This window comes from Rhizobium sp. NRK18, assembly GCF_024385575.1.
GTDB lineage: Bacteria > Pseudomonadota > Alphaproteobacteria > Rhizobiales > Rhizobiaceae > JANFMV01.
Genome location: NZ_JANFMV010000001.1, coordinates 1,511,661 through 1,530,471 on the forward strand (window position 1 = coordinate 1,511,661; position 18,811 = coordinate 1,530,471).

Here is an 18,811-nt window from a genome sequence, read left to right on the forward strand (position 1 = left end):
CCCGGCGTCTTGCGCCGGGAGCCCTTCGGTCATTCGGGAGGAGAACGAACATGCCGGAAGACAATGTCACCAGTGGCACCAACGGCACCAATGGCACCAATGGCACCGAACCGCGCGTCATCGCCACCGACGCGGCCCTTGATCTGATTTCCGAGATCAAGGCGGATCATCCGGAGATCCTGTTTCATCAATCCGGCGGCTGTTGCGACGGCTCGTCGCCGATGTGCTATCCGGTCGCCGAGTTCCAGGTCGGCGACCACGACGTGCTGCTCGGCCATATCGGCGGGGTGCCGTTCTACATCGGCGGCAGGCAGTACGAGGTCTGGAAGCATACGCAGCTGATCATCGACGTGGTGCCGGGGCGAGGGGGCATGTTTTCTCTCGACAATGGCCGAGAGAAACGGTTCCTCACCCGGGGTCGCATCTTCGGCGAGGACGAGGCCTGCCCGCTGCCGGGTCGCTGACCGTCTCGTCTGCAAGCTGAATCAAAACAGGCCCTTGCGGAGAGTTCCGAAGGGCCTGATTCAAGGTCTTCATATTCTGATTCAGCCCGTCCGGGCTGGCGGCCGCATCAGTCGAACAGGCTCGAGACCGATTCTTCCTGGCTGGTGCGGTTGATGGCTTCGCCGATCAGGCTGGCCGTCGAAATCACGCGGATGTTCGGGGCCGACTGGACGGCGGTCGTCGGCTGGATGGAGTCGGTGATCACCAGTTCCTTCAGCTTCGACGAGGTGACCCGGGTGACAGCGCCGCCGGAGAGAACACCATGGGTGATGTAGGCCGTCACGCTGGTGGCGCCATTCTTCAAAAGCGCCTCGGCAGCGTTGCAGAGCGTGCCGCCGGAATCGACGATGTCGTCGATCAGGATGCAGTCCTTGCCGTCGACGTCGCCGATGATGTTCATGACTTCCGATTCACCCGGACGGTCACGACGTTTGTCGACGATGGCGATCAGACAGTCGAGGCGCTTGGCGAGCGATCGTGCGCGCACCACGCCGCCGACGTCGGGCGAAACGACCATGACGTTCTTGGTGTCGTAGTGTTCCTTGATGTCGCGCGTCAGGATCGGCACGGCATAGAGGTTGTCGGTCGGGATATCGAAGAAGCCCTGGATCTGGCCGGCATGCAGGTCGAGCGTCAGGACCCTGTCTGCGCCGGCCTCGGTGATCAGGTTGGCGACCAGCTTGGCGGAGATCGGCGTACGGCCGGATGCCCTGCGGTCCTGGCGGGCATAGCCGAAATAGGGAAGAACGGCCGTGATGCGCTTTGCCGAAGACCGGCGGAAGGCATCGATCATGATCAGCAGCTCCATCAGGTTGTCGTTTGCCGGAAACGAGGTCGACTGGACGACGAAGATGTCCTCGCCGCGCACGTTTTCCTGGATTTCAACAAAAATTTCCTGGTCGGCAAATCGCCTGACACTGGCTTTTCCCAAGGGAACATTGAGATATTTGCAGATCGCTTCGGCAAGATGCCGGTTCGAATTGCCTGCGAAAACCTTCATTTTGGCCGCCTGTGCTCATTCTGATGGCCGCTTAATAACGCCACCACCTCTTAATTCAAGGGGGCGCATGGGGTCGCATCCGGTTATTTTCAAGTTTTAGTCACAAATCTGCAGTTCTGCCGACGTATGGCGCGATCAACTGGCTGTCTGCTTCCAGGAGAGATAGGCGGAAATCGTGTCGGCGGCGATCTTCTGCATGACGCTGGCCGGCACGCTCGCCCAGGCGTCACCCTGGACCGGACCGGGCACGGCTTCTTGCCCCTGAATGCGATGCAGGCGGCTGCCGGCATTGTCGAGGACGTCCCAGACGTAGATGACGGTGACGCCGTTATCGCCGGCCGCGGACGAGAAGTAGCCCTTCAGAATGTCTCCGCCGCTGGCATCGGCCGCCGGCTTGATGGTCAGGCCGCGGCTGCGTGCTTCGTTGCCGAGTGCCTGCGATAGTGGTGTGACGGCACTGACGGGAGCGCCGATGATCGGCAGGAAGCGAATGGCCGGAACGCTCGCGGCGGCGGCGATCTGCGGCGTCAGCATGGTGCCGGTTGCTGCCGGCTGCACCGGACCCGGCGCCGTCATCGGCTGCTGTTGCATCTGGTCGGTGGCGGCAATCTGTGATCCGGCGGATTGCGGGGGTGGCGGAAATTGGCTCGTGTCTACCGGATCGCTTTCGATCTGCTGGGCCTCTTCCTGAGCCAGAGGCATTCCGACAGGCGCGGAAGAGGTTTCTCCGACGGGGAGCGGTGGCGTCAGGGCGTCGGTCGAAGTGCAGGCGGACATCAGGCCCGCACACGTGACAACAACAAGCGTCGAGACTATCGACTTCATGACGCCTTACCTTTCAGAAGCGGCTCGCCCGGCCGCACATCTCGCTGCTTTCCGTTTCTACTGCAGCGTTTGTCTCCCGCTTTCCTTCACATTTTATGAAAATTCGCCCTATCGGCTGTCAAGGCTCGTGAGTTCTTGTCACAAGCGTTAACGATTGATGAAATCCAGTGGGTGGCGGGAGAGGCAGCGGGGACGCTCCTCGGTGGTCAGGTAGGTCTGGCCCAGCGTCATGGCGGTGCCGGTGTCGGAATCGGCGATGATCATGTGGACGAACAGACTCATGCCGGGGGCGATGACCTGTGGATTGCCGGCATGGAACATCTGCTGCTCCATCCACGACGGGGCGAAGCGGGCGCCCAGCGAATATCCGCAGGCATTGAGACGATGGCGCGTCAGGCCCCGCTCGTCCATCATCCGCGCATGGGTATCGAAAACGTCGCCGAAGGTGGCGCCGGGAACAAGCACGTCCTCGATGGCCCGGATGTTGTCGACACAGGCGCTGTAGAGTTCATGATGGCGCGGCGACGGTTCGCCGATGACGACGGTACGCATCATCGCCGCATGGTAGTGGGCGCTGACGCCCGCCCATTCGAGCGTGAGCTGATCGTTGGCCGACAAGGTCCGGCGCCCGGACTTGTAGCGGCAGAGGAGGGCGTCCGGGCCGGAGCCGATGACGAAGGCATTGGCGGCGTAGTCGCCACCGCTCGCCAGCACCGCGCCCTGCATGGCCGCCAGGATATCCGCCTCGTCGCCGCCTTCCTTCAGATAGGGCATCGCCGCGTCGAGCGCGTCATCGGCGAGTTCCGCAGCGCGTTCGACGAACTCGATTTCCGCCGGACTCTTGATCAGTCGCAACTGTCCGACCAGCGTCGAGGCATCGATCAACTGGGCAAAGGAGGTCAGCTGGTCATCGACCAATCTCGCCGTGCGGCCGGTCATGCCGTGCGTGTCGTATTCGATGCCGATGCGGGCGCCGAGCAGGTCCATGTCGCTCAGAAGGTTCTTCAGGTCGACGGTGGGGTCGGCCTTCAGCCGGTCAACCCAGACGATGATATTCTCGATGGTCGAGGTGTGGCGGGCCTGGCGGAGATCCGGCGAGCGCGTCAGCAGGGCCATCTCGCCGCTCGCCTTGACGACCAGGGTCTGGAAAAAGCAGAAGCCCATCGTATCGTAGCCGGTCAGCCAGTACATGCTCTCCTGCGCGAAGAGCAGCATGGCGTCGAGCTTTTCGTCCCGCATCTTCTCGGTGAGGCGGGAAAGGCGCATGGCGTATTCGTGGCGGTCGAAATGCAGTGCCATATCAGGTCTCCATGATTGCGATGGCCGATATCTGCCGCCCGTAGTCGGGCTCGCCGCGGTGTGTCGTGCGGCGATAGGAGAAATAGCCGTGTTCGTCCTCATATGTGCAGATGCCGAGGCATTCCGCCTCGATGCCCGCCTTTTCAAGCCGCATCAGGGTAAGACCCTGAAGATCAAACATGGCATGACCCGGCTTGGTACTTGCCGAAAAGTAGCGCTCATAGTCCGGATCGTGGGTCACGAAACGGTCCACGAATTCGGGGCCGACCTCGTAGTTGCGTCCGCTGATCGACGGTCCGAGCGACGCCTTGATGCTGGTCCGTTCGGCGCCCAGCGCTTCCATCGCCTCGATTGTGCTTTCGAGAACACCGTAGAGGGCGCCTTTCCAGCCGGCATGGGCGGCGCCGACGACCCGGTTGACCGGATCGCAGAACAGCACCGGGCCGCAGTCGGCGGTCAAAATGCCGAGAACCAGTCCGGGAACGGCCGTCACCAGCGCATCGGCTTCCGGACGATGGCCGTTCAGAGGTTCGGAAACCGTTACGGCGATGTTCGAGTGGACCTGGTGCACGGTTTCGAGCCGACCGGGGTCAGCGTCGAACCAGCGGCTGACGCGGGCGCGGTTTTCGACGACGTGGGCGCGCTCGTCATTGGAGCCGAGGCCCGTGTTCAGTCCGTGGTAGATGCCTTCGGATACGCCGCCCTTGCGGGTGAAGAATCCGTGCCGGATGCCCGCTTTCGTGCTGTCGGCAAGCATGGGGCTGATAACCGGCTCAGGCTGGGTGTCCTTGTCCATGGGGCCATGTTCTTGTTGTTTCAGGAAAAAGTGGTGTTTCGCCCGGACCCGGTTCGTGCCGGGTCTCGCAAATCATCTTGTCGTTCTTGGGCTGGATGTTGGCTTATCGCAAAGGCCCGTGTCAATCCGGGCGGCTGAACGGCCTCAGTCCGGCAATCGGGAAGGAAACGGCCAACACCTTGAAGAGTTCCCCCATGCAGCCTTCGCCTTCGCCGGCCAGACGGGCGACCGCGTTCATGATGTCCTGCTGGATGGCGGGGCTCTTGTCGCGTCCCAATGCCGCAGCCCGCTCGCGCAGGCCGAGGCTCACCAGAAACTCTCCCTGATGGGCCATGCCGTTGATGTGCACGCCGGCGGCGGCGGCCGTGCGAACCAGGTGCTCGAAGTCCACGTGGCTGGTCAGATCCGCCTCGCCGGGATGGGCGAGCGGGGGATCGAACTCATGCATGCGGACGGCCTGCAGCGTATCGCCGAAACCGGAAACCAGATGTCCGTAGTCGATGATCAAGGCCGTGCCGCCGAAGCTCTTCAGCCGCTCGCAGATCGTCATCATCACCGATTGGCGGGCCGGGGAGATTTCGAATACGGTGCCATAGGGGCGGGCGCGGGCGTCGTCGGGCAGCAGCGCCTTGTCCAGCGTCGCGGCGCCGACGGTGAAGGTCAGGTTGTCCTCCGCGTCGAGGCCAACAAGGCGTTCGCGGAAACCCGTTTCCGTCTTGACGAACTGGCGGAGCGGAATCGCATCGAACAGTTCGTTGGCGGCGAGCAGGGTGAAGCCGTCCGGCAATTCGTCGAAACTGTCGTGCCAGCTGATGCGGCCCTCATGCTGGGCCAGTGTCCTTGCCTGCATCTCGCGCAGCCGCGGGCTGGTCTCGATCAGATGGATGGTCAGGCCGGCATAGAGATCCGGCGCGGTTTTGGCGATGACGCGCAGCATGTCCGCCATCATCGTGCCGCGACCGGGACCGATCTCGGCAAGGCGAACGGCGGCCGGCCGCTCATGGGTCTGCCAGGCCTGGACCATGAAGATGCCGATGATCTCGCCGAACATCTGGCTGACTTCCGGCGCGGTGATGAAGTCGCCGCTGGTGCCGAAGGGCTCGCGCGTCTTGTAGTAGCCGTATTGCGGATCGGCGAGGCAGAGGGCGAAATAATCCGTGACGCTGATCGGACCGGATGCCCTGATCAGCGCCTTGATCTTCTCTCCAAGCGGGGTGCTCTGCGCCATGGGCCTTTCCTCAGGCCTCGCTCGTGCGCACAGCGCGAAGGGCGCGGACGATCGCCCAGATGCCGACCAGCACCATCGGCAGTGACAGCAACATGCCCATGGTCAGCCAGCCGCCGTAAAGGTAGCCAAGCTGGGCGTCGGGCTCGCGGAAGAATTCGACCGTGATGCGGGAGATGGCGTAGAAGGTGACGAACAGGCCTGCGACCAGCCCCGGCTTCTTCAGCGCGCCGAACACGAAGATGGCGATCGCCAGAAGGGTGAAGAGAGCGATGCCTTCGAGCCCTGCCTCGTAGAGCTGGCTCGGATGGCGCGGGAAGGGCCCGCCGGTCGGGAAGATGATTGCCCACGGCACGTTGGCCAGCCGGCCCCAGAGTTCGCCATTGATGAAGTTGGCGATACGGCCGAAGAAAAGGCCGATCGGCACGACGGCCGACACGGTGTCGAAGAGGCTCCAGGCGGGAATGGCGTTGTTGCGGGCAAACAGCAGCATGGCGATCAGCGTGCCGGTCAAGCCACCGTGGAAGGACATGCCGCCGTTCCAGATTTCCAGCGCCCTGAGCGGATTGGCCAGCACCGACGGCAGGTCGTAGAAAAGGATGTAGCCGATACGGCCGCCGAGCACGATGCCGAGCGCCACCCACAGGATGAAATCGTCGAGCTGCTCCGCCGTCAGCGGGGCCTTGTCACCAGCCCAAAGCCGGTTGTTCTTCGCCAGCTGGCGCGCGTAATACCAGCCACCCATGATGCCGGCCACATAGGCGAGGCCGTACCAGTGAATCGGGATCGGACCGAGCCGGATGGCGACCGGGTCGATGTTGGGGAAATTGATCAGTGCTAAGGCGTTGGCAATTAACAGCAAATTGATGATCCGTCCGGTTTGCGCGGAACATGCCGCTCAATGTCTGTCTGGTCAAGGCGAATCTTTACGCAGTCAAAGATGTCCGAAGCTTGGCGAATGGCCGGTTTGCCTGATTTGTCTTGCAACCTTCATGACGGCGTCTTACCTGATAGAAAGAGCATTATCCCATGGCCCCCGCACGCGGGAGGTCTTTCGCGGCACGCCGAGAGGAGCACGAAGATGTCGACCGGACAGAACCGTTTCATGGATGAATTCGCCAAGCTGATGACCGATGCGGCGGGCGCCGCGCAGGGCCTCGGCAAGGAGGTCGAAACGATGTTTCATACCCAGGCCGAGCGTTGGGCAAACAGCATGAACCTCGTCAAGCGCGAGGAGTTCGAAGCGGTGAAGGAGATGGCGGTCAAGGCGCGTGAGGAAAACGACGCGTTGGCGGCCCGCATCGACGCCCTTGAAAAGCGGCTTGAGGCTGCCGGCAAGTAAGGCCGGTCTCTTCACCTTCACGCACTTGTCGAATGGCCGGAGGTAAAATCCCGGCCATTTTTCGTTTCCGGAACACTATTCCACAGGACACGGCCGCCGCCGCCCGATTCCCGAACCTTTTCAAGGATTTTATTTCGGCCCTGTGGACAGCCCCAAAAAACGCAATTGCCTGAATCCCTTATGAGTCAGGTTTGAAACCTCGTCCCAAGCGGGAATAGGGGGTTTGGGTGCAAAAGCCCGGGCAAGGGGCTGTTCCACTGACTCCGCCATTATATGCTGATTTTAAATGATGATTCGAAACGGTCTTGGTCAGTTCCGGGCATGCTCTGCCGCCTAGGCTCGATTCCGTCGGACAATCATCGCGGGAAAGTTTCCGGTCAGTTGTATGAGCGTCCTTCAGTTTGTCCGCAAACCCGAAGAGCCACAATCATTCCGGTCAAGAAGGTGCTGCATGAGCCTTGTGGATTTTGAAATTGAACGCCATTCAAATCCGGTCGACATGATCGAATTTGTCGCCTCGAACAACGACTGGTCGTTCGAGCGTTCCGGAGAGGACGAGATCGCCATGACCGTCGAGGGTCGCTGGGCGGACTACCACGTGTCCTTCTCCTGGATGGAAGAGTTCGAAGCCCTGCATATTGCCAGCGCCTTCGACATCAAGGTCCCCGAGAGCCGGGTCAACGAGGTCATCCGGCTTTTGTCGCACATCAACGGCCAGGTGCTGATGGGCCACTTCGACTTGTGGCGCAATGAGGACGTCGTGATCTTCCGGCAGTCCCTTCTGCTGTCTGGCGGAGCAGAGCCGACCAACCAGCAGGTCGAGGTTCTGCTTTCGAATGCGCTCGAGACCTGCGAAGCCTATTTCCAGGCCTTCCAGTTCGTCGTCTGGTCCGGCATGGATGCGGCGAGCGCCATGGCAGCGGTGCTGTTCGAGACCGTCGGCGAAGCCTGAGCAGGGCAAGTTTTTCCGGCCTCAAAAGGCCGGCACATGCATGCGGGGCCGCGGTCGGGGGACAGCGGCTCCGTTTTCGTTTCGGGCGGGCTTTGCCGTTCGCCGTCTCCGTTGCTATGACGGTCCTTTCGATGAAGGAGCGATTTTGATGAGCGAACAGATTTCATATGCGGATTTCGAGCGCGTCGACATTCGGGTCGGCACCGTGCTGGAGGCATCGGATTTTCCCGAAGCCCGCAAGCCGGCCATCAAGCTGAAGATCGATTTCGGACCGGAGATCGGCGTGAAGCGTTCGTCCGCCCAGATCACGGTGCACTACAAGCCGGAAGACCTTGTCGGTCGGCAGGTGCTCGGTGTGGTCAATTTTCCGCCGCGCCAGATCGGTCCCTTCATGTCGGAAGTCCTCACACTGGGCTTTGCGGACGACAAGGGCGCGATCGTGCTCGCAGCCTCCGACAAGCCGGTGCCGAACGGCGAAAAGCTGATGTGAGCGGCAACCGCCCTACAGCGGAATCTTGATGACGGCGCGCAGGCCGCCGAGCGGGCTGTCGCCAAGCGTGACATTTCCGCCGTGGGCGCGGGCGATGTCGCGGGCGATGGTCAGGCCGAGGCCCGTGCCGGATGCGTCGAGATTGCGGGCCTCGTCCATGCGGAAGAATGGCTTGAACACATCTTCGCGCGTTTCCGCCGGAATGCCCGGGCCATCGTCATCGAAGGTGACCGTCAGCCATTTCTCGCTGTGTACCGCCTTGATCGTCAGGTGGTTGGCGTAGCGGCGCGCATTGCCTGCGAGATTGGATACGAGCCGGCTGAAGGCGTTCGGCTTGACGACAATCCTGCCGCCGCCTTCGATTTCATAGTCCAGGCTGCGGCCATGCAGTTCCGCCTCGTATTGCAGGCGCGAGAACATCTCGTCCAGATCCACTTCCGCGGCATCCTCGGCGACTTCGCCGCGGGCAAAATCGAGATAGCCCTCGAGCATGGTTTGCATGTCCTCGATGTCCTGATGCAAGGGCTTGAGATCAGGATGATCGCCGGCCAGCGCCAGTTGCAGCTTGAAGCGGGTGAGGATGGTGCGAAGGTCATGGCTGACGCCTGAGAGCATGGCGGTGCGCTGCTCCAGCTGCCGTTCGATACGCTCGCGCATCAGCAGGAAGGCAAGGCCGGCGCGGCGGATCTCGTCGGCACCGCGCGGAACGTAGCCGGGGATCTTCTGGCCCTTGCCGAAGCTTTCGGCGGCCTTCGCCAATGTCAGGATCGGGCGGATCTGACCGCGCAGGAACAGAATGGCGATGGTGATCAGCACCAGTGAGGTGGAAACCATCCAGACCAGGAAGATGTGGCTGTTGGACGCGTAGGTTCGGTAGCGGTCGACACTGACCTTCAGGACCCGGTCGCCGAGCTTGATGCGAATGTCGACCCGCTTCGGGTCGCTGAAGGTGTCGACCCAGAATGGCTTGCGGATCTTTTCGCTGATGTTCTGGCTCAGCACTTCGTCCAGCAGCGAAAAGAACGGCTTGTGCTGAACCGGCGGCAGTTTGCCACCTTCTTCAATGGAAATGGTGAGGTTGAGATCGGTTCTGGCAATGCTGATGAGCCGTGCGTAATTGCTGCCCGGCGGCATGTCTTCCAGCAACTCGACGACCGCTGCGATGTCGCCGGTGACGGCATCCGAAAGCCGGGAGGTCACGAGTTGCCAGTGGCGCTCGAAGAAGACCGCAGCCACCACGGTCTGAAGGAGCACCATCGGCAGGATGATGATCAGCAGTGAGCGCCCGTAAAGCCCCGTCGGCAGCCTTCGGCGCAGCCAGATACTGATGGCTTTCAAGCCGGTATGGCGACTGCCGAATTCGCTTCTGAGGAAATCGAAATTTGCCATGATCTGTTGCGCGGTGATCCTGTCGGAGGCCTAGTCGATGGTCAGTCTATAGCCGATGCCGCGCACCGTCTGCAGCCATGTGGGATTGGCGGGATCGTCCTCGATCTTGCGCCGGAGCCGGTTGATCTGGACGTCGATCGTCCGTTCGCCGACCGAGACGTCTTCGCCGATCAGCTCGTGGCGGGGTACCGTTTCGCCGGCGCGGCTGGCGAAGATCACCATGATGTCCTGCTCGCGATCGGTCAGCCGTATCGTCTCGCCGCCTTTCTTCAGTTCGCGGCGAACGAGCGAGAACGTGTAGGGACCGAAGATCACCTGTTCGATCTTGGGGGCGCCGGACGGCATGTTGCGCTTGAGGATGTTGCGGATGCGCAGGACCAGTTCGCGCGGGTCGAAGGGTTTGGGCAGATAGTCGTCGGCACCGGCCTGCAGTCCGGCGACGCGCGCCTCCGCTTCGGCAAGCGCGGTGAGCATCAGGATCGGAACCTGGCCGCGGTCCTTAAGGGATTCGGTCAGTTTCAGTCCCGTCTCGCCCGGCATCATGATGTCCATGATGATGAGGTCGAATTCGAGACCTTCCAGCTTGCGGCGGGCCTCGGCGGCGCTGCCGGCCACGGTGACCCGGAAGCCGTTTTCTCCGAGATAACGGCTGAGCAGGTCGCGGATGCGCGTGTCGTCGTCAACAATCAGAAGGTGAGGGGCGTCGTCCATGATGTCGGTTTTCACTTTCGCATTCAATTCACCGGCTCCTCTCGCCGAACTGCCTCAATCCCGAAGGCCCTTCAGGAAGCCGACCACATGCTTGCGGCTGTCGGCGGGCAGGGCATCCAGCGCCCTGGCGATCCGGGCAGATTGCGGCGCGGCGAGCGCGATGGCGAGTTCTTTGCCTGCAAGCGTCGTGTAGAGACGCCGCTGGCGGCGGTCCTCGGGACCGTTCAACTGGCGGACATAGCCGCCGTCAAGCAACTGCTTGAGAACGCGCGCCAGGCTCTGCTTGGTGATCTTCAGCGTATCCAGGAGATCGGCGACCGTCATGCCGGGATTGCGGTTGACGAAGTGGATGACGCGGTGATGCGCCCGGCCGAAACCCTTCTGCTCGAGGATGGCGTCAGGATCCGACGTGAAGTCGCGATAGGCGAAAAACAGAAGTTCGATGATCTCGAAGTCGATGCCGCCGCCATCCGCGGATGGCGCGGGTGTGATCTCATCGGCGGATGTCTTCTTGGTCAGTGCTGCTGGCACCTGATTTTCCTTTTTCTTTTTGCCGTGCGGTCGCGAATATAGCCTATTCACCATCGGATTGCCGGTGCCAAGTCCGCGTTCTTGACACATTTTTTTAAAGCCTGTTACAGCCTCGGGCTCAACGCGGCCGCGCCGTTCCCGTCAATGCCGACAGATCTGGAAGGATATTCCATGGGCATGCTTCAGGCAGGCATCATCCCCGTTACACCGTTTCAGCAGAATTGCACCATCCTTTTCGACATGGAGACCAAGCATGGCGTTGTCGTCGATCCGGGCGGTGATGTCGAGGTGATCCTGCAGACCGTGCAGGAAAACGGCATCACGCTGGAGGCGATCTGGCTGACCCACGGCCATATCGACCATGCCGGCGGTGCCGAAGAACTGAAGGAGGCCCTCGGCATCAAGATTATCGGTCCGCACAAGGACGACCTGCCGCTGCTCAGCCGGCTGGAAGACCAGGCGAAGATGTTCAACGTACCGATGGCAGTCAGGAACGTCACGCCGGACCGCTGGCTCGACGATGGCGACACGGTGTCGTTCGGCGACCATTCCTTCGAAGTCTTCCATTGCCCCGGCCACGCACCGGGTCATGTGATCTTCTTCAACCGGGAGCAGAATTTCGCCCATCTCGGCGATGTGCTGTTTTCCGGCTCGATCGGTCGAACCGATCTGCCGGGCGGAAACCACCAGCAGCTTCTCGATTCGATCCGCGACAAGGTGCTGCCGCTCGGCGATGACGTCGGCTTCATCTGCGGTCACGGGCCTGGTGGCCGCATCGGCGACGAGCGGCGGACCAACCCGTTTCTGAAGGGCATCTGACCTCTGCCGGCTACAAACAAAAATGCGCCCGGGAGGGCGCATTTCCGATAATTCCGATGGTGGTCCGACCTGATCAGCCGCCGGCTTCGCAGAAATGGCTGCGGCCGTCATAGCCGATATAGGTGCCGGTGCGGGCGTTGAACGACCGGTAGCGGTCGGAGCAGTACTCATACCAGGCGGACGTCCAGGGCTCGAGATCGGCCTCCGGGGCGCTGTAGCGGCGGGGCGAAACCGGATAGTAGTCGGGATCATAGGCCGGCGGCGGCGGTGCGACGACAGGGCCTTCCAGGTAGTCCCGGTTGACGTAGCGCGGCTGGTTCAATGCGTTCGACAGGATCACTCCTGCTGCAAGTCCGGCGACGCCGGCGGCAACGGCCCGGCCGCCATCGTCGTGGTGACGATGATGGCGATGGCGCCAGTAATCGTCGGCATAGGACGGCGCAAATGAGGAAAGGGTCGCAGCGATCGCTGTCGCGCTGATGATTGTGATTTTTGCAAGCTTGTTCATTTTCAGCTTCCTCTTCATGTGCGGACCAATCGGTACCGCCGATGATTGAAGACTAGCGATTTGAAGCTGAATGTAACCTGAACGAAAAACCCGGCAGGTGAGTGCCGGGTTCTGAAGCGTTCAAACCGATCGGCTGATCAAGCCTCGATCTGCAGGTTTACGGCCTTCGGGCCTTTCCCGCGGCGGTCCGGCTCGGTTTCGAAGCTGACCTTCTGGTTTTCGGTAAGTCCTGTCAGGCCGGAAGCCTGGACAGCGGAAATGTGAACAAAGATGTCGGCGCCACCCTTGTCCGGCTTGATGAAGCCGAAGCCTTTTTCAGTATTGAAGAATTTTACGGTGCCAGTCTCGGCCATGCGTCAGGTCCTTTTCTCTCCGCCAGTCCAGAAATAGGCGGCATTGCATCATTGCATTTGACCCCTTTCTTCAAAGGGGCGCGGGCAGGCAGTTCTTGATTACGGAGTGGAAAGGGCCTGTGTTTTTACCGCGGTCAGTGACTGGCGTTGACATCATCGACATCATCAAAGCGTTTCGTCTTTCAGCCGCCCGGAGATTTTGCGTTTCCGGTGCGCGTGATTATAGGTCTTCCCGTGTTCGCAAAATGCCCGAACCGCGACAGATTGTCGTGTTTATCCGCCTTTGGCAAGTGAAACTTTTCTTAAATGACGCAGTTGAAACCCTTGGATTACAGGGGTTTGAAGCAACGGAGCCGAAAATAGTCGCTCCTTTGTGTCGAAACGGTACGACCGCCGCCGGGTTAACTTGCCAATCGCGATTCAGGCAGGCGCGCTTCGCCGCCGCGTGAGCTCCGGCACAATTTCTACGATCAGCATCGCCGTGAAGATGATCGCGCAGCCGAAATAGCCTGTCGTGGTCAGCTTTTCACCGAGGAATATCGCGCCGGCGGCGGCCGCAAACAGGGATTCCGAGGACAGGAATATCGCCGCCTGCGGAGCGGTCGTGTAGCGCTGGCCGATGACCTGAAGGACGAAGGCGAGACCCGACGAGAACAAGCCGGAATAGATGACCTCGGGCAGGGCTTCCGTCAGGCCCTTGATATCTATCGGTTCGGTGACATAGGCGATCGCAAGGCCGAGCACGGCGCAGACGGTGAACTGGATGCAGGACAGCAGCAGCGGCCGCCCGTGCCGTTCGAGGAAGAAGCCGATCAGCGTGACCTGAATGGCCCAGAAGACACCGCAGATGATGGTGAGAACGTCGCCGCTGTTCAGCGCGCCGAGATCGCCACCGCTCAAGAGATAAATGCCGGACACCGCCATCACGGCCGCCGGCCAGATGATCCAGTGCGGCTTGCGGCGCAGGAAGACGACGAAGAGAATGGGGACGATGATGACGTAGAGCCCGGTCAGGAAGCCGGAATTGGTCACCGACGTCGTCAGAAGGCCGAACTGCTGCGTTGCCGCGCCGCCGAACAGGGCGAGACCGATCAGGATGAAGGCCCGGATTGCCTTTGGTCCGGCCGGCGCCTCGGCCTTGCGGGCTTCGCGGATGACGAAAGGGACCGTGGCGAGCGCCGCGATCGCGAACCGGAGGCCGATGAACCACATGGCGCCCAGCGTCTCCATGGCCGTTGCCTGGGCGACGAAGCCTCCACCCCAGACGGCGGCGGCAATCAACAGGACGATGTTGGCCTGAATACGGGACATTTGCGACCTCCAAGAAACAAATAGCGGTCCGTTCCGGATACAGGGGGGACGGCTCCGAATGTCATTCCGTTGTCGAACAGGAAGAGGCCGAGCGATATCAGTTGGCCACAGCCGCGGCAAGAACCGGGCCTGCCGCCGGATGCAAAATCGTCGATGGGGTCAAACTTTACTGCTCGGCGGTATTGGAACGGGTGATGCGCATCAGGGCGCCGTTTTCGTCGTCGGTGATGAAGATGATCGAGCCGTCCGGCGCGACCTTCACGTCACGGATGCGGCCGTAGTCGCCCTGCAGCATGCGCTCCTCCGACAGGATGGTGCCACTGTCCTCGCGTTCCAGTCTTGCGATCAGCTGGTATTTGAGCGCCGCGACGAGGAAGTCGCCCTCCCATTCCGGGAACATCGGGCCGTGATAGACGGCGATCGCCCCGGGCGCGATGGAGGGATCCCAATAGTAGAGCGGCTGTTCGTAGCCTTCGGCTTCCGTGCCGATTCCGATATCGGCGCCGGAATAGTCCTTGCCGTAGGTGATCACCGGCCAGCCGTAATTCTTGCCGGCTTCCGGCATGTTAATCTCGTCGCCGCCGCGTGCGCCGTGTTCCACGGTAAAGAGCCGGTCGTCCTTCGGATCGATGACGGTGCCCTGCGGGTTGCGGTGACCGAGCGACCAGATTTCCGGTCTGCCCTTCGCGCCGCCGGCAAAGGGATTGTCGGCGGGAATGGTGCCGTCGGCGTTGATGTGCAGGATCTTGCCGGCATCGTCCATGGGATCCTGCGCGCGGTCGCGCTCGCCGCAATCGCCGATGCCGAAGAACAGGCTGCCGTCCGGCGCCTGGGCGATGCGGCTGCCGAACTGGATGTCGGTGGTGCAGGCCGGATGCATGAGGAAAATCTGTTGCACGTCGTCGAGCCGGCTTTCGTCACGCGCGAGCGTGGCGCTGTAGACGGCCGTGCCATGGCCGGCTTCGTCGGTGACGACGGCGGTGAAATAGAGGCGGCGGTTCTGTGCGAAGTCGGCATCGAGCGCGATGTCCAGGAGGCCGGCCTGACCGGCGTCATAGACCGCCGGGACGCCGGCGATCGACTTGGAAACCTTGCCGTCGCGCACGATGCGCATGGTGCCGGCCTTTTCGCTGATGATGTAGGCGCCGTCGGGCAGGATCTCTACAGACCAGGGTGAGGCCAGGCCGTCGGCGATCTTCGTGACCTCGAGAATGGCCGATTGCGTCTCGGCGACGTCGTCCTGCGCAGATGCACAAAAGGCGGTGGTCATCATCGCGGCGGCAGCCGCAAAAGCGAGACTTGTGTATTTCCGCCGGGCCATGCGGACATCCTGACGCTAGATTTCAATCTTCAGGCGAATGTGGGGGATTCTCTTTCAGGTTTCAACGCGCCGCGACGATGTTTCCCGTGCCTTCGGTCATTCGTTCTGCATCGAGAATGTAGCGCAGCGGGCCGCGTTCGACCGCGTCGAAAGGCCAGCAGGTGGTCAGCGCCAGGTGCTGGCCGCTGGCCGCGGCGTCTATGCCGCTGTCATTCCAACGCGCAATCCGGCCGACGCCCGCCCGGTAGCGCAGGACGTTGCCGTTTGCCGTCGTGACCTCGATGATGTCGCCGGGACGGACGTCCTTCAGCCAGCGAAAATGCGTGTCGCGATGGGCGGCGAAGACCGTTGTGCCGTTTTCACCGGGCGGCGGGGTGGTGGTCAGCCATGCCGGGCCGAAGGCGAGCGCCTGGCCGGACGCGCCTTTCAGCACGATCGCCGAACGGTGGAGCCGCGGCACCCGGATTTCCGCTTCGGTGACGAAATCGGCCCAAGGCCAAGGTTTGCTGTTGGCATCTCCGGCCAGACGCTCGGCGAAGCTACGCTGCAGCAGAACCTGGGAGAGGGCGGCCTTCGCCTTCATGTACAGGCCGTCGCCGATCAGCATCAGGCCCGTCACGCCGACCACCGCAATGGCGCCGGCCAGCAACCGCTCGGCCGTCGACATACGGCGTATGAAGTCGAGGTGGTACCATCTGGGCTGGTCAGTCAAGGCGCGTTCCTCCCAAGGAGGCGAGGTGCTTGAAGCCCCGGCGCCAGATGGTGAGGCAAATGCCGGCCATCACGGCGAAGGCGACCATCAGCAGGCCGAGCAGTATGTTGCGATCGGCAAGCGTTGCCGTCTGCGGAAGATCGACGCTTGCCGTCTGGTTGGAGGCGATCAGGGCGGCGCTTTCGGCGCTGGGGGCGGCGAGCATCTGGTTTGCCGTCATGGAGGCTAGCTGGACGCGCTTTGCAGCCGGCGCATCGATTTCGGCCTTGTCGGGTTGCTGGCCGGGGACGGTGTTGTCCTGTGGGCGGTCGGAGCCGAAGACCTTGTCGTAATCCCAGCCGGCCGGCAGGTTCAGCGGCAGCCTGGTTTCCGCCAGCCACTCGCCGCTCGGGCGGCTCGCCGTCACGTTGACGGCAACGAGGCTTGTGACGCGCGAGACGAGGTGGTGGGCCATGGCCACATCCTCGATCTGCTTGTCGAGCGCCTTCTGGTCGCCAATGCGGAAGGCGTTGGATTCCAGGTCCTCGATCTTGCGCTTGGCCCAGAGCTTGGCAATGCCGCTGCCCTTGGCCGCCTTGGCGATGTCCATGTCGACGCGCCAGGGCTGATCGCCGGTCTTGCCGGCGATCAGCAATGTGCCGGAGGGGTCCGCTTCCTGCAGTTCCGCCGTCAGCACGACAGGCTCTCCGGCATAAAGGTCGGGCATCGGATCGGGGGTGATTTCCTGCGCACCAACGCCCTCGAACTTGGCGGAGATGTCGGTCATCGCCGGATGTTCGAGCTTCTGGAAGAGTTCGCCCATGCGTTCGGCGACCTGATCCTCCGAGCCGATATGGGTGTAGGTGCCGCGGCCGAGTTCGGCGGCCTTGGTCATGAAAAAGGAGTTCGGGGCCGAACCGATGCCGACGGTGAATACGCGTGCATCGCCACGGTTGCGGGCAATTTCGTCGAAGAGTTCCGCCTCATTGCCGATCGCGCCGTCGGTCAGGAACACGACCTGCCTCAGCGCGCCGTCCTCGTGCTTGCCCTGGGTCGTGAGCGCCGCATGCAGGGCCTGCAGCATTTCTGTGCCGCCGTCGGCCGTCAGGCTGCGGACATAGGCGATCGCCTTTTCACGGTTGTCGGGGGAGGCGGGCACGAGGCCGCCGAAGAAGTCCGTCATCGTGTCGTCGAAGCGGATGACGTTGAACCGGTCGCTGGCCTTCAGGCGGCTGATTGCCAGTGCCAGGCTCGCCTGCGCCTGTTCGATCGACGGGCCGGACATGGAGCCGGAATTGTCGAGGATGAAGACGACCTCGCGCTTGTCGACGGCCTTTTCTGCTGCCGGATCGGCAGGCGGCGTGACGAAGGCCATGACATAGGTCTTGCCGTCGACGCTCTCCTTGAAAAGACCTGCATTCGGGGCCTTGCCGGCGGCGGCGCGCCAGTCGATCTCGAAGTCCCGGTCGGCCGGTACGCTGCCGTTCTTCAGGGCCAGCGTCTCGCTGCCGTTCTCGTCTTTGACCGTGTCCATCTCGTGGAACGGCGTCTTGACCTCGCCGAGCGGGAAACCGGCATCAAGGTGGACGGTGAGGGTCACCGGATTGATCTTGGCGTTTTCGCGCGGATCGAGGACGGGGGCGGTGATCTTCTCACGGTCCGGAACCGGATCGCTGCCCGTCGCATAGCCCGAGCCGCTGTTGTCGAAGTCGACCGTCTGGACCAGCGGCTGCGGATTGTAGCGGGGTGCCACGACCATCGGGAAGCGCAGGGAGAACTCGCCGTTCGACTGGTGGACCTCCTGCTGGTACTCGATTTGTACGGCCACCATTTCGCCGGGGCCGATATTGGCGACCTGGTTGGTGAAGAGGTTGGGGCGCTGCTGTTCCAGAAGAGCGGCCTTCTTGCCTTCCTTCTTGGCTTGTTCGTAAATCTCGCGCGCCTCCTGGCGCGGCTTGATCTCGCCTTCGATGTAGCGATCGCCGATTTTCATCTTCAGCGTGTCTACCGCGGCGTTTTCGGGCAGCGGGAAGACGTAGGTGCCTTCGACCCATCCCTTGGAGGGATTGACGAACTGCTGTGTGACCTTGACGCGGGCGATCGGTCCGGAGACGTCGATCTTCACGTCGGTGGCAAGCTTCGGCGCCTCGACATAGAAACCGGGATCGCGCGCCGGAAAGAGCAGGGCACCGCTCATCATGTCGGAGGGCCGCACCAGTGCGATCTTCTGCGGTGCGGGAGGCTTGGCAGCGGTATCCTGCGCCTTCAGCCCCGACACGAGGCCGGTCAGCATGACCATGCAGGCGGCGAGCGCAAAGAAAGCCAGGCGAAACGCCGCGGCTGTTGTTCTTTGCTGCTCGCGCAGCTCGTGATCCTCGCGCTCGAATGACATGATATTTCCCCCTCGGGACCTTCGCCCCGTCCTTGACCCCTATATTAACCCTTATCGCCCGGCCCGTCTCGTCCTTTGAATGCGGGAACACGGATAGCGATCATTCAACAGAACAAGGCCACCAGAAGATGGCTCGAGATGGACCAAATTGCGGCGCGGTGTGGTCTTCAACATGGAAAGATTCGTGACGCCGCCTGCCGGGCGGGGGAGTGCTGCTGCGGCACACGAGGCTCACCTCGCTGCAATTCGCGACGAAACGTCAGAAAATATGTCACCGAGACACGGTTTGGCTTGAAACCGGCGGTCACATTCGACATAGAGCGTGGGGCGGAAATTCGGGATTTCCCGCAGG

Annotated in this window: 20 protein-coding genes; 5 read left to right on the forward strand and 15 right to left on the reverse strand. The window is 62.0% G+C overall.

Annotated elements, in window-relative coordinates; genetic code table 11:
- The first annotated feature begins 50 nt into the window (after positions 1 to 50).
- On the forward strand, positions 51 to 464 hold the full coding sequence (locus NN662_RS06955; RefSeq protein WP_261929571.1) for a DUF779 domain-containing protein: 414 nt from the start codon (positions 51 to 53) through the stop codon (positions 462 to 464).
- Between the two features lie 107 nt (positions 465 to 571).
- Here NN662_RS06955 and NN662_RS06960 read toward each other — a convergent pair whose 3' ends face one another.
- The 6 genes from NN662_RS06960 to lgt form a co-directional block, all read right to left on the reverse strand.
- Positions 572 to 1,504 (reverse strand): ribose-phosphate pyrophosphokinase, encoded by a 933-nt coding sequence (locus NN662_RS06960; RefSeq protein WP_261929572.1) that lies wholly within the window; start codon positions 1,502 to 1,504, stop codon positions 572 to 574.
- A 135-nt stretch (positions 1,505 to 1,639) separates the two neighbouring features.
- Complete coding sequence (locus NN662_RS06965) at positions 1,640 to 2,329, reverse strand: hypothetical protein (RefSeq protein ID WP_261929573.1); 690 nt, start codon at positions 2,327 to 2,329, stop codon at positions 1,640 to 1,642.
- A gap of 147 nt (positions 2,330 to 2,476) precedes the next feature.
- Positions 2,477 to 3,628, reverse strand: coding sequence for a M24 family metallopeptidase (locus tag NN662_RS06970; RefSeq protein ID WP_261929574.1), 1,152 nt, complete (start codon positions 3,626 to 3,628; stop codon positions 2,477 to 2,479).
- A 1-nt stretch (position 3,629) separates the two neighbouring features.
- On the reverse strand, positions 3,630 to 4,424 hold the full coding sequence (gene pgeF, locus NN662_RS06975) for a peptidoglycan editing factor PgeF (RefSeq protein WP_261929575.1): 795 nt from the start codon (positions 4,422 to 4,424) through the stop codon (positions 3,630 to 3,632).
- A gap of 121 nt (positions 4,425 to 4,545) precedes the next feature.
- Entirely contained in the window at positions 4,546 to 5,652 is a 1,107-nt protein-coding gene (locus NN662_RS06980; protein WP_261929576.1) for a class I SAM-dependent methyltransferase, read from the reverse strand.
- A gap of 10 nt (positions 5,653 to 5,662) precedes the next feature.
- Positions 5,663 to 6,511, reverse strand: coding sequence for a prolipoprotein diacylglyceryl transferase (gene lgt / locus NN662_RS06985; protein WP_261929577.1), 849 nt, complete (start codon positions 6,509 to 6,511; stop codon positions 5,663 to 5,665).
- 219 nt (positions 6,512 to 6,730) lie between these two features.
- Between lgt and NN662_RS06990 the strand changes: the two genes are divergently transcribed.
- The 3 genes from NN662_RS06990 (at position 6,731) to NN662_RS07000 (ending at position 8,433) form a co-directional block, all read left to right on the forward strand.
- The gene (locus NN662_RS06990) at positions 6,731 to 6,991 is read left to right on the forward strand and encodes an accessory factor UbiK family protein (RefSeq protein WP_261929578.1); all 261 of its coding nucleotides are present in this window, start codon (positions 6,731 to 6,733) and stop codon (positions 6,989 to 6,991) included.
- Positions 6,992 to 7,442: 451 nt separating this feature from the next.
- On the forward strand, positions 7,443 to 7,943 hold the full coding sequence (locus tag NN662_RS06995; RefSeq protein ID WP_261929579.1) for a YbjN domain-containing protein: 501 nt from the start codon (positions 7,443 to 7,445) through the stop codon (positions 7,941 to 7,943).
- Between the two features lie 148 nt (positions 7,944 to 8,091).
- A complete protein-coding gene (locus tag NN662_RS07000; RefSeq protein ID WP_261929580.1) occupies positions 8,092 to 8,433 on the forward strand; it encodes a tRNA-binding protein in 342 nt (113 codons plus the stop codon).
- 12 nt (positions 8,434 to 8,445) lie between these two features.
- On the opposite strand, the gene NN662_RS07005 is transcribed toward NN662_RS07000, so the two are convergent.
- From NN662_RS07005 to NN662_RS07015, 3 genes are read right to left on the reverse strand one after another with little or no spacing between them, the layout of a single operon-like run.
- Positions 8,446 to 9,822 carry an ATP-binding protein gene (locus tag NN662_RS07005; protein ID WP_261929581.1) on the reverse strand — a complete coding sequence of 459 codons (1,377 nt, stop codon included), beginning with the start codon at positions 9,820 to 9,822 and terminating at the stop codon, positions 8,446 to 8,448.
- 30 nt (positions 9,823 to 9,852) lie between these two features.
- Positions 9,853 to 10,533 (reverse strand): response regulator, encoded by a 681-nt coding sequence (locus NN662_RS07010; protein ID WP_410010965.1) that lies wholly within the window; start codon positions 10,531 to 10,533, stop codon positions 9,853 to 9,855.
- A 54-nt stretch (positions 10,534 to 10,587) separates the two neighbouring features.
- Complete coding sequence (locus NN662_RS07015) at positions 10,588 to 11,064, reverse strand: MarR family winged helix-turn-helix transcriptional regulator (protein WP_410010910.1); 477 nt, start codon at positions 11,062 to 11,064, stop codon at positions 10,588 to 10,590.
- A gap of 177 nt (positions 11,065 to 11,241) precedes the next feature.
- On the opposite strand from NN662_RS07015, the gene NN662_RS07020 reads away from it, so the two are divergent.
- Positions 11,242 to 11,883: an MBL fold metallo-hydrolase gene (locus NN662_RS07020; protein WP_261931888.1), complete on the forward strand. Its 642-nt coding sequence runs from the start codon at positions 11,242 to 11,244 to the stop codon at positions 11,881 to 11,883.
- 73 nt (positions 11,884 to 11,956) lie between these two features.
- Here the strand turns inward: NN662_RS07020 and NN662_RS07025 are convergent, their stop codons facing one another.
- From NN662_RS07025 to NN662_RS07050, 6 genes are all read right to left on the reverse strand, one after another.
- Positions 11,957 to 12,391, reverse strand: a complete 435-nt coding sequence (locus NN662_RS07025; RefSeq protein ID WP_261929583.1) for a BA14K family protein — start codon at positions 12,389 to 12,391, stop codon at positions 11,957 to 11,959.
- A gap of 137 nt (positions 12,392 to 12,528) precedes the next feature.
- Positions 12,529 to 12,744 (reverse strand): cold-shock protein, encoded by a 216-nt coding sequence (locus NN662_RS07030; protein WP_261929584.1) that lies wholly within the window; start codon positions 12,742 to 12,744, stop codon positions 12,529 to 12,531.
- A 420-nt stretch (positions 12,745 to 13,164) separates the two neighbouring features.
- Positions 13,165 to 14,055, reverse strand: coding sequence for a DMT family transporter (locus NN662_RS07035; RefSeq protein WP_261929585.1), 891 nt, complete (start codon positions 14,053 to 14,055; stop codon positions 13,165 to 13,167).
- 166 nt (positions 14,056 to 14,221) lie between these two features.
- Positions 14,222 to 15,376: a PQQ-dependent sugar dehydrogenase gene (locus NN662_RS07040; RefSeq protein WP_410010911.1), complete on the reverse strand. Its 1,155-nt coding sequence runs from the start codon at positions 15,374 to 15,376 to the stop codon at positions 14,222 to 14,224.
- Positions 15,377 to 15,437: 61 nt separating this feature from the next.
- The gene (locus tag NN662_RS07045) at positions 15,438 to 16,043 is read right to left on the reverse strand and encodes a class GN sortase (RefSeq protein WP_261931890.1); all 606 of its coding nucleotides are present in this window, start codon (positions 16,041 to 16,043) and stop codon (positions 15,438 to 15,440) included.
- A 37-nt stretch (positions 16,044 to 16,080) separates the two neighbouring features.
- Positions 16,081 to 18,459: a marine proteobacterial sortase target protein gene (locus tag NN662_RS07050; RefSeq protein ID WP_261929586.1), complete on the reverse strand. Its 2,379-nt coding sequence runs from the start codon at positions 18,457 to 18,459 to the stop codon at positions 16,081 to 16,083.
- Positions 18,460 to 18,811: the final 352 nt, after the last annotated feature.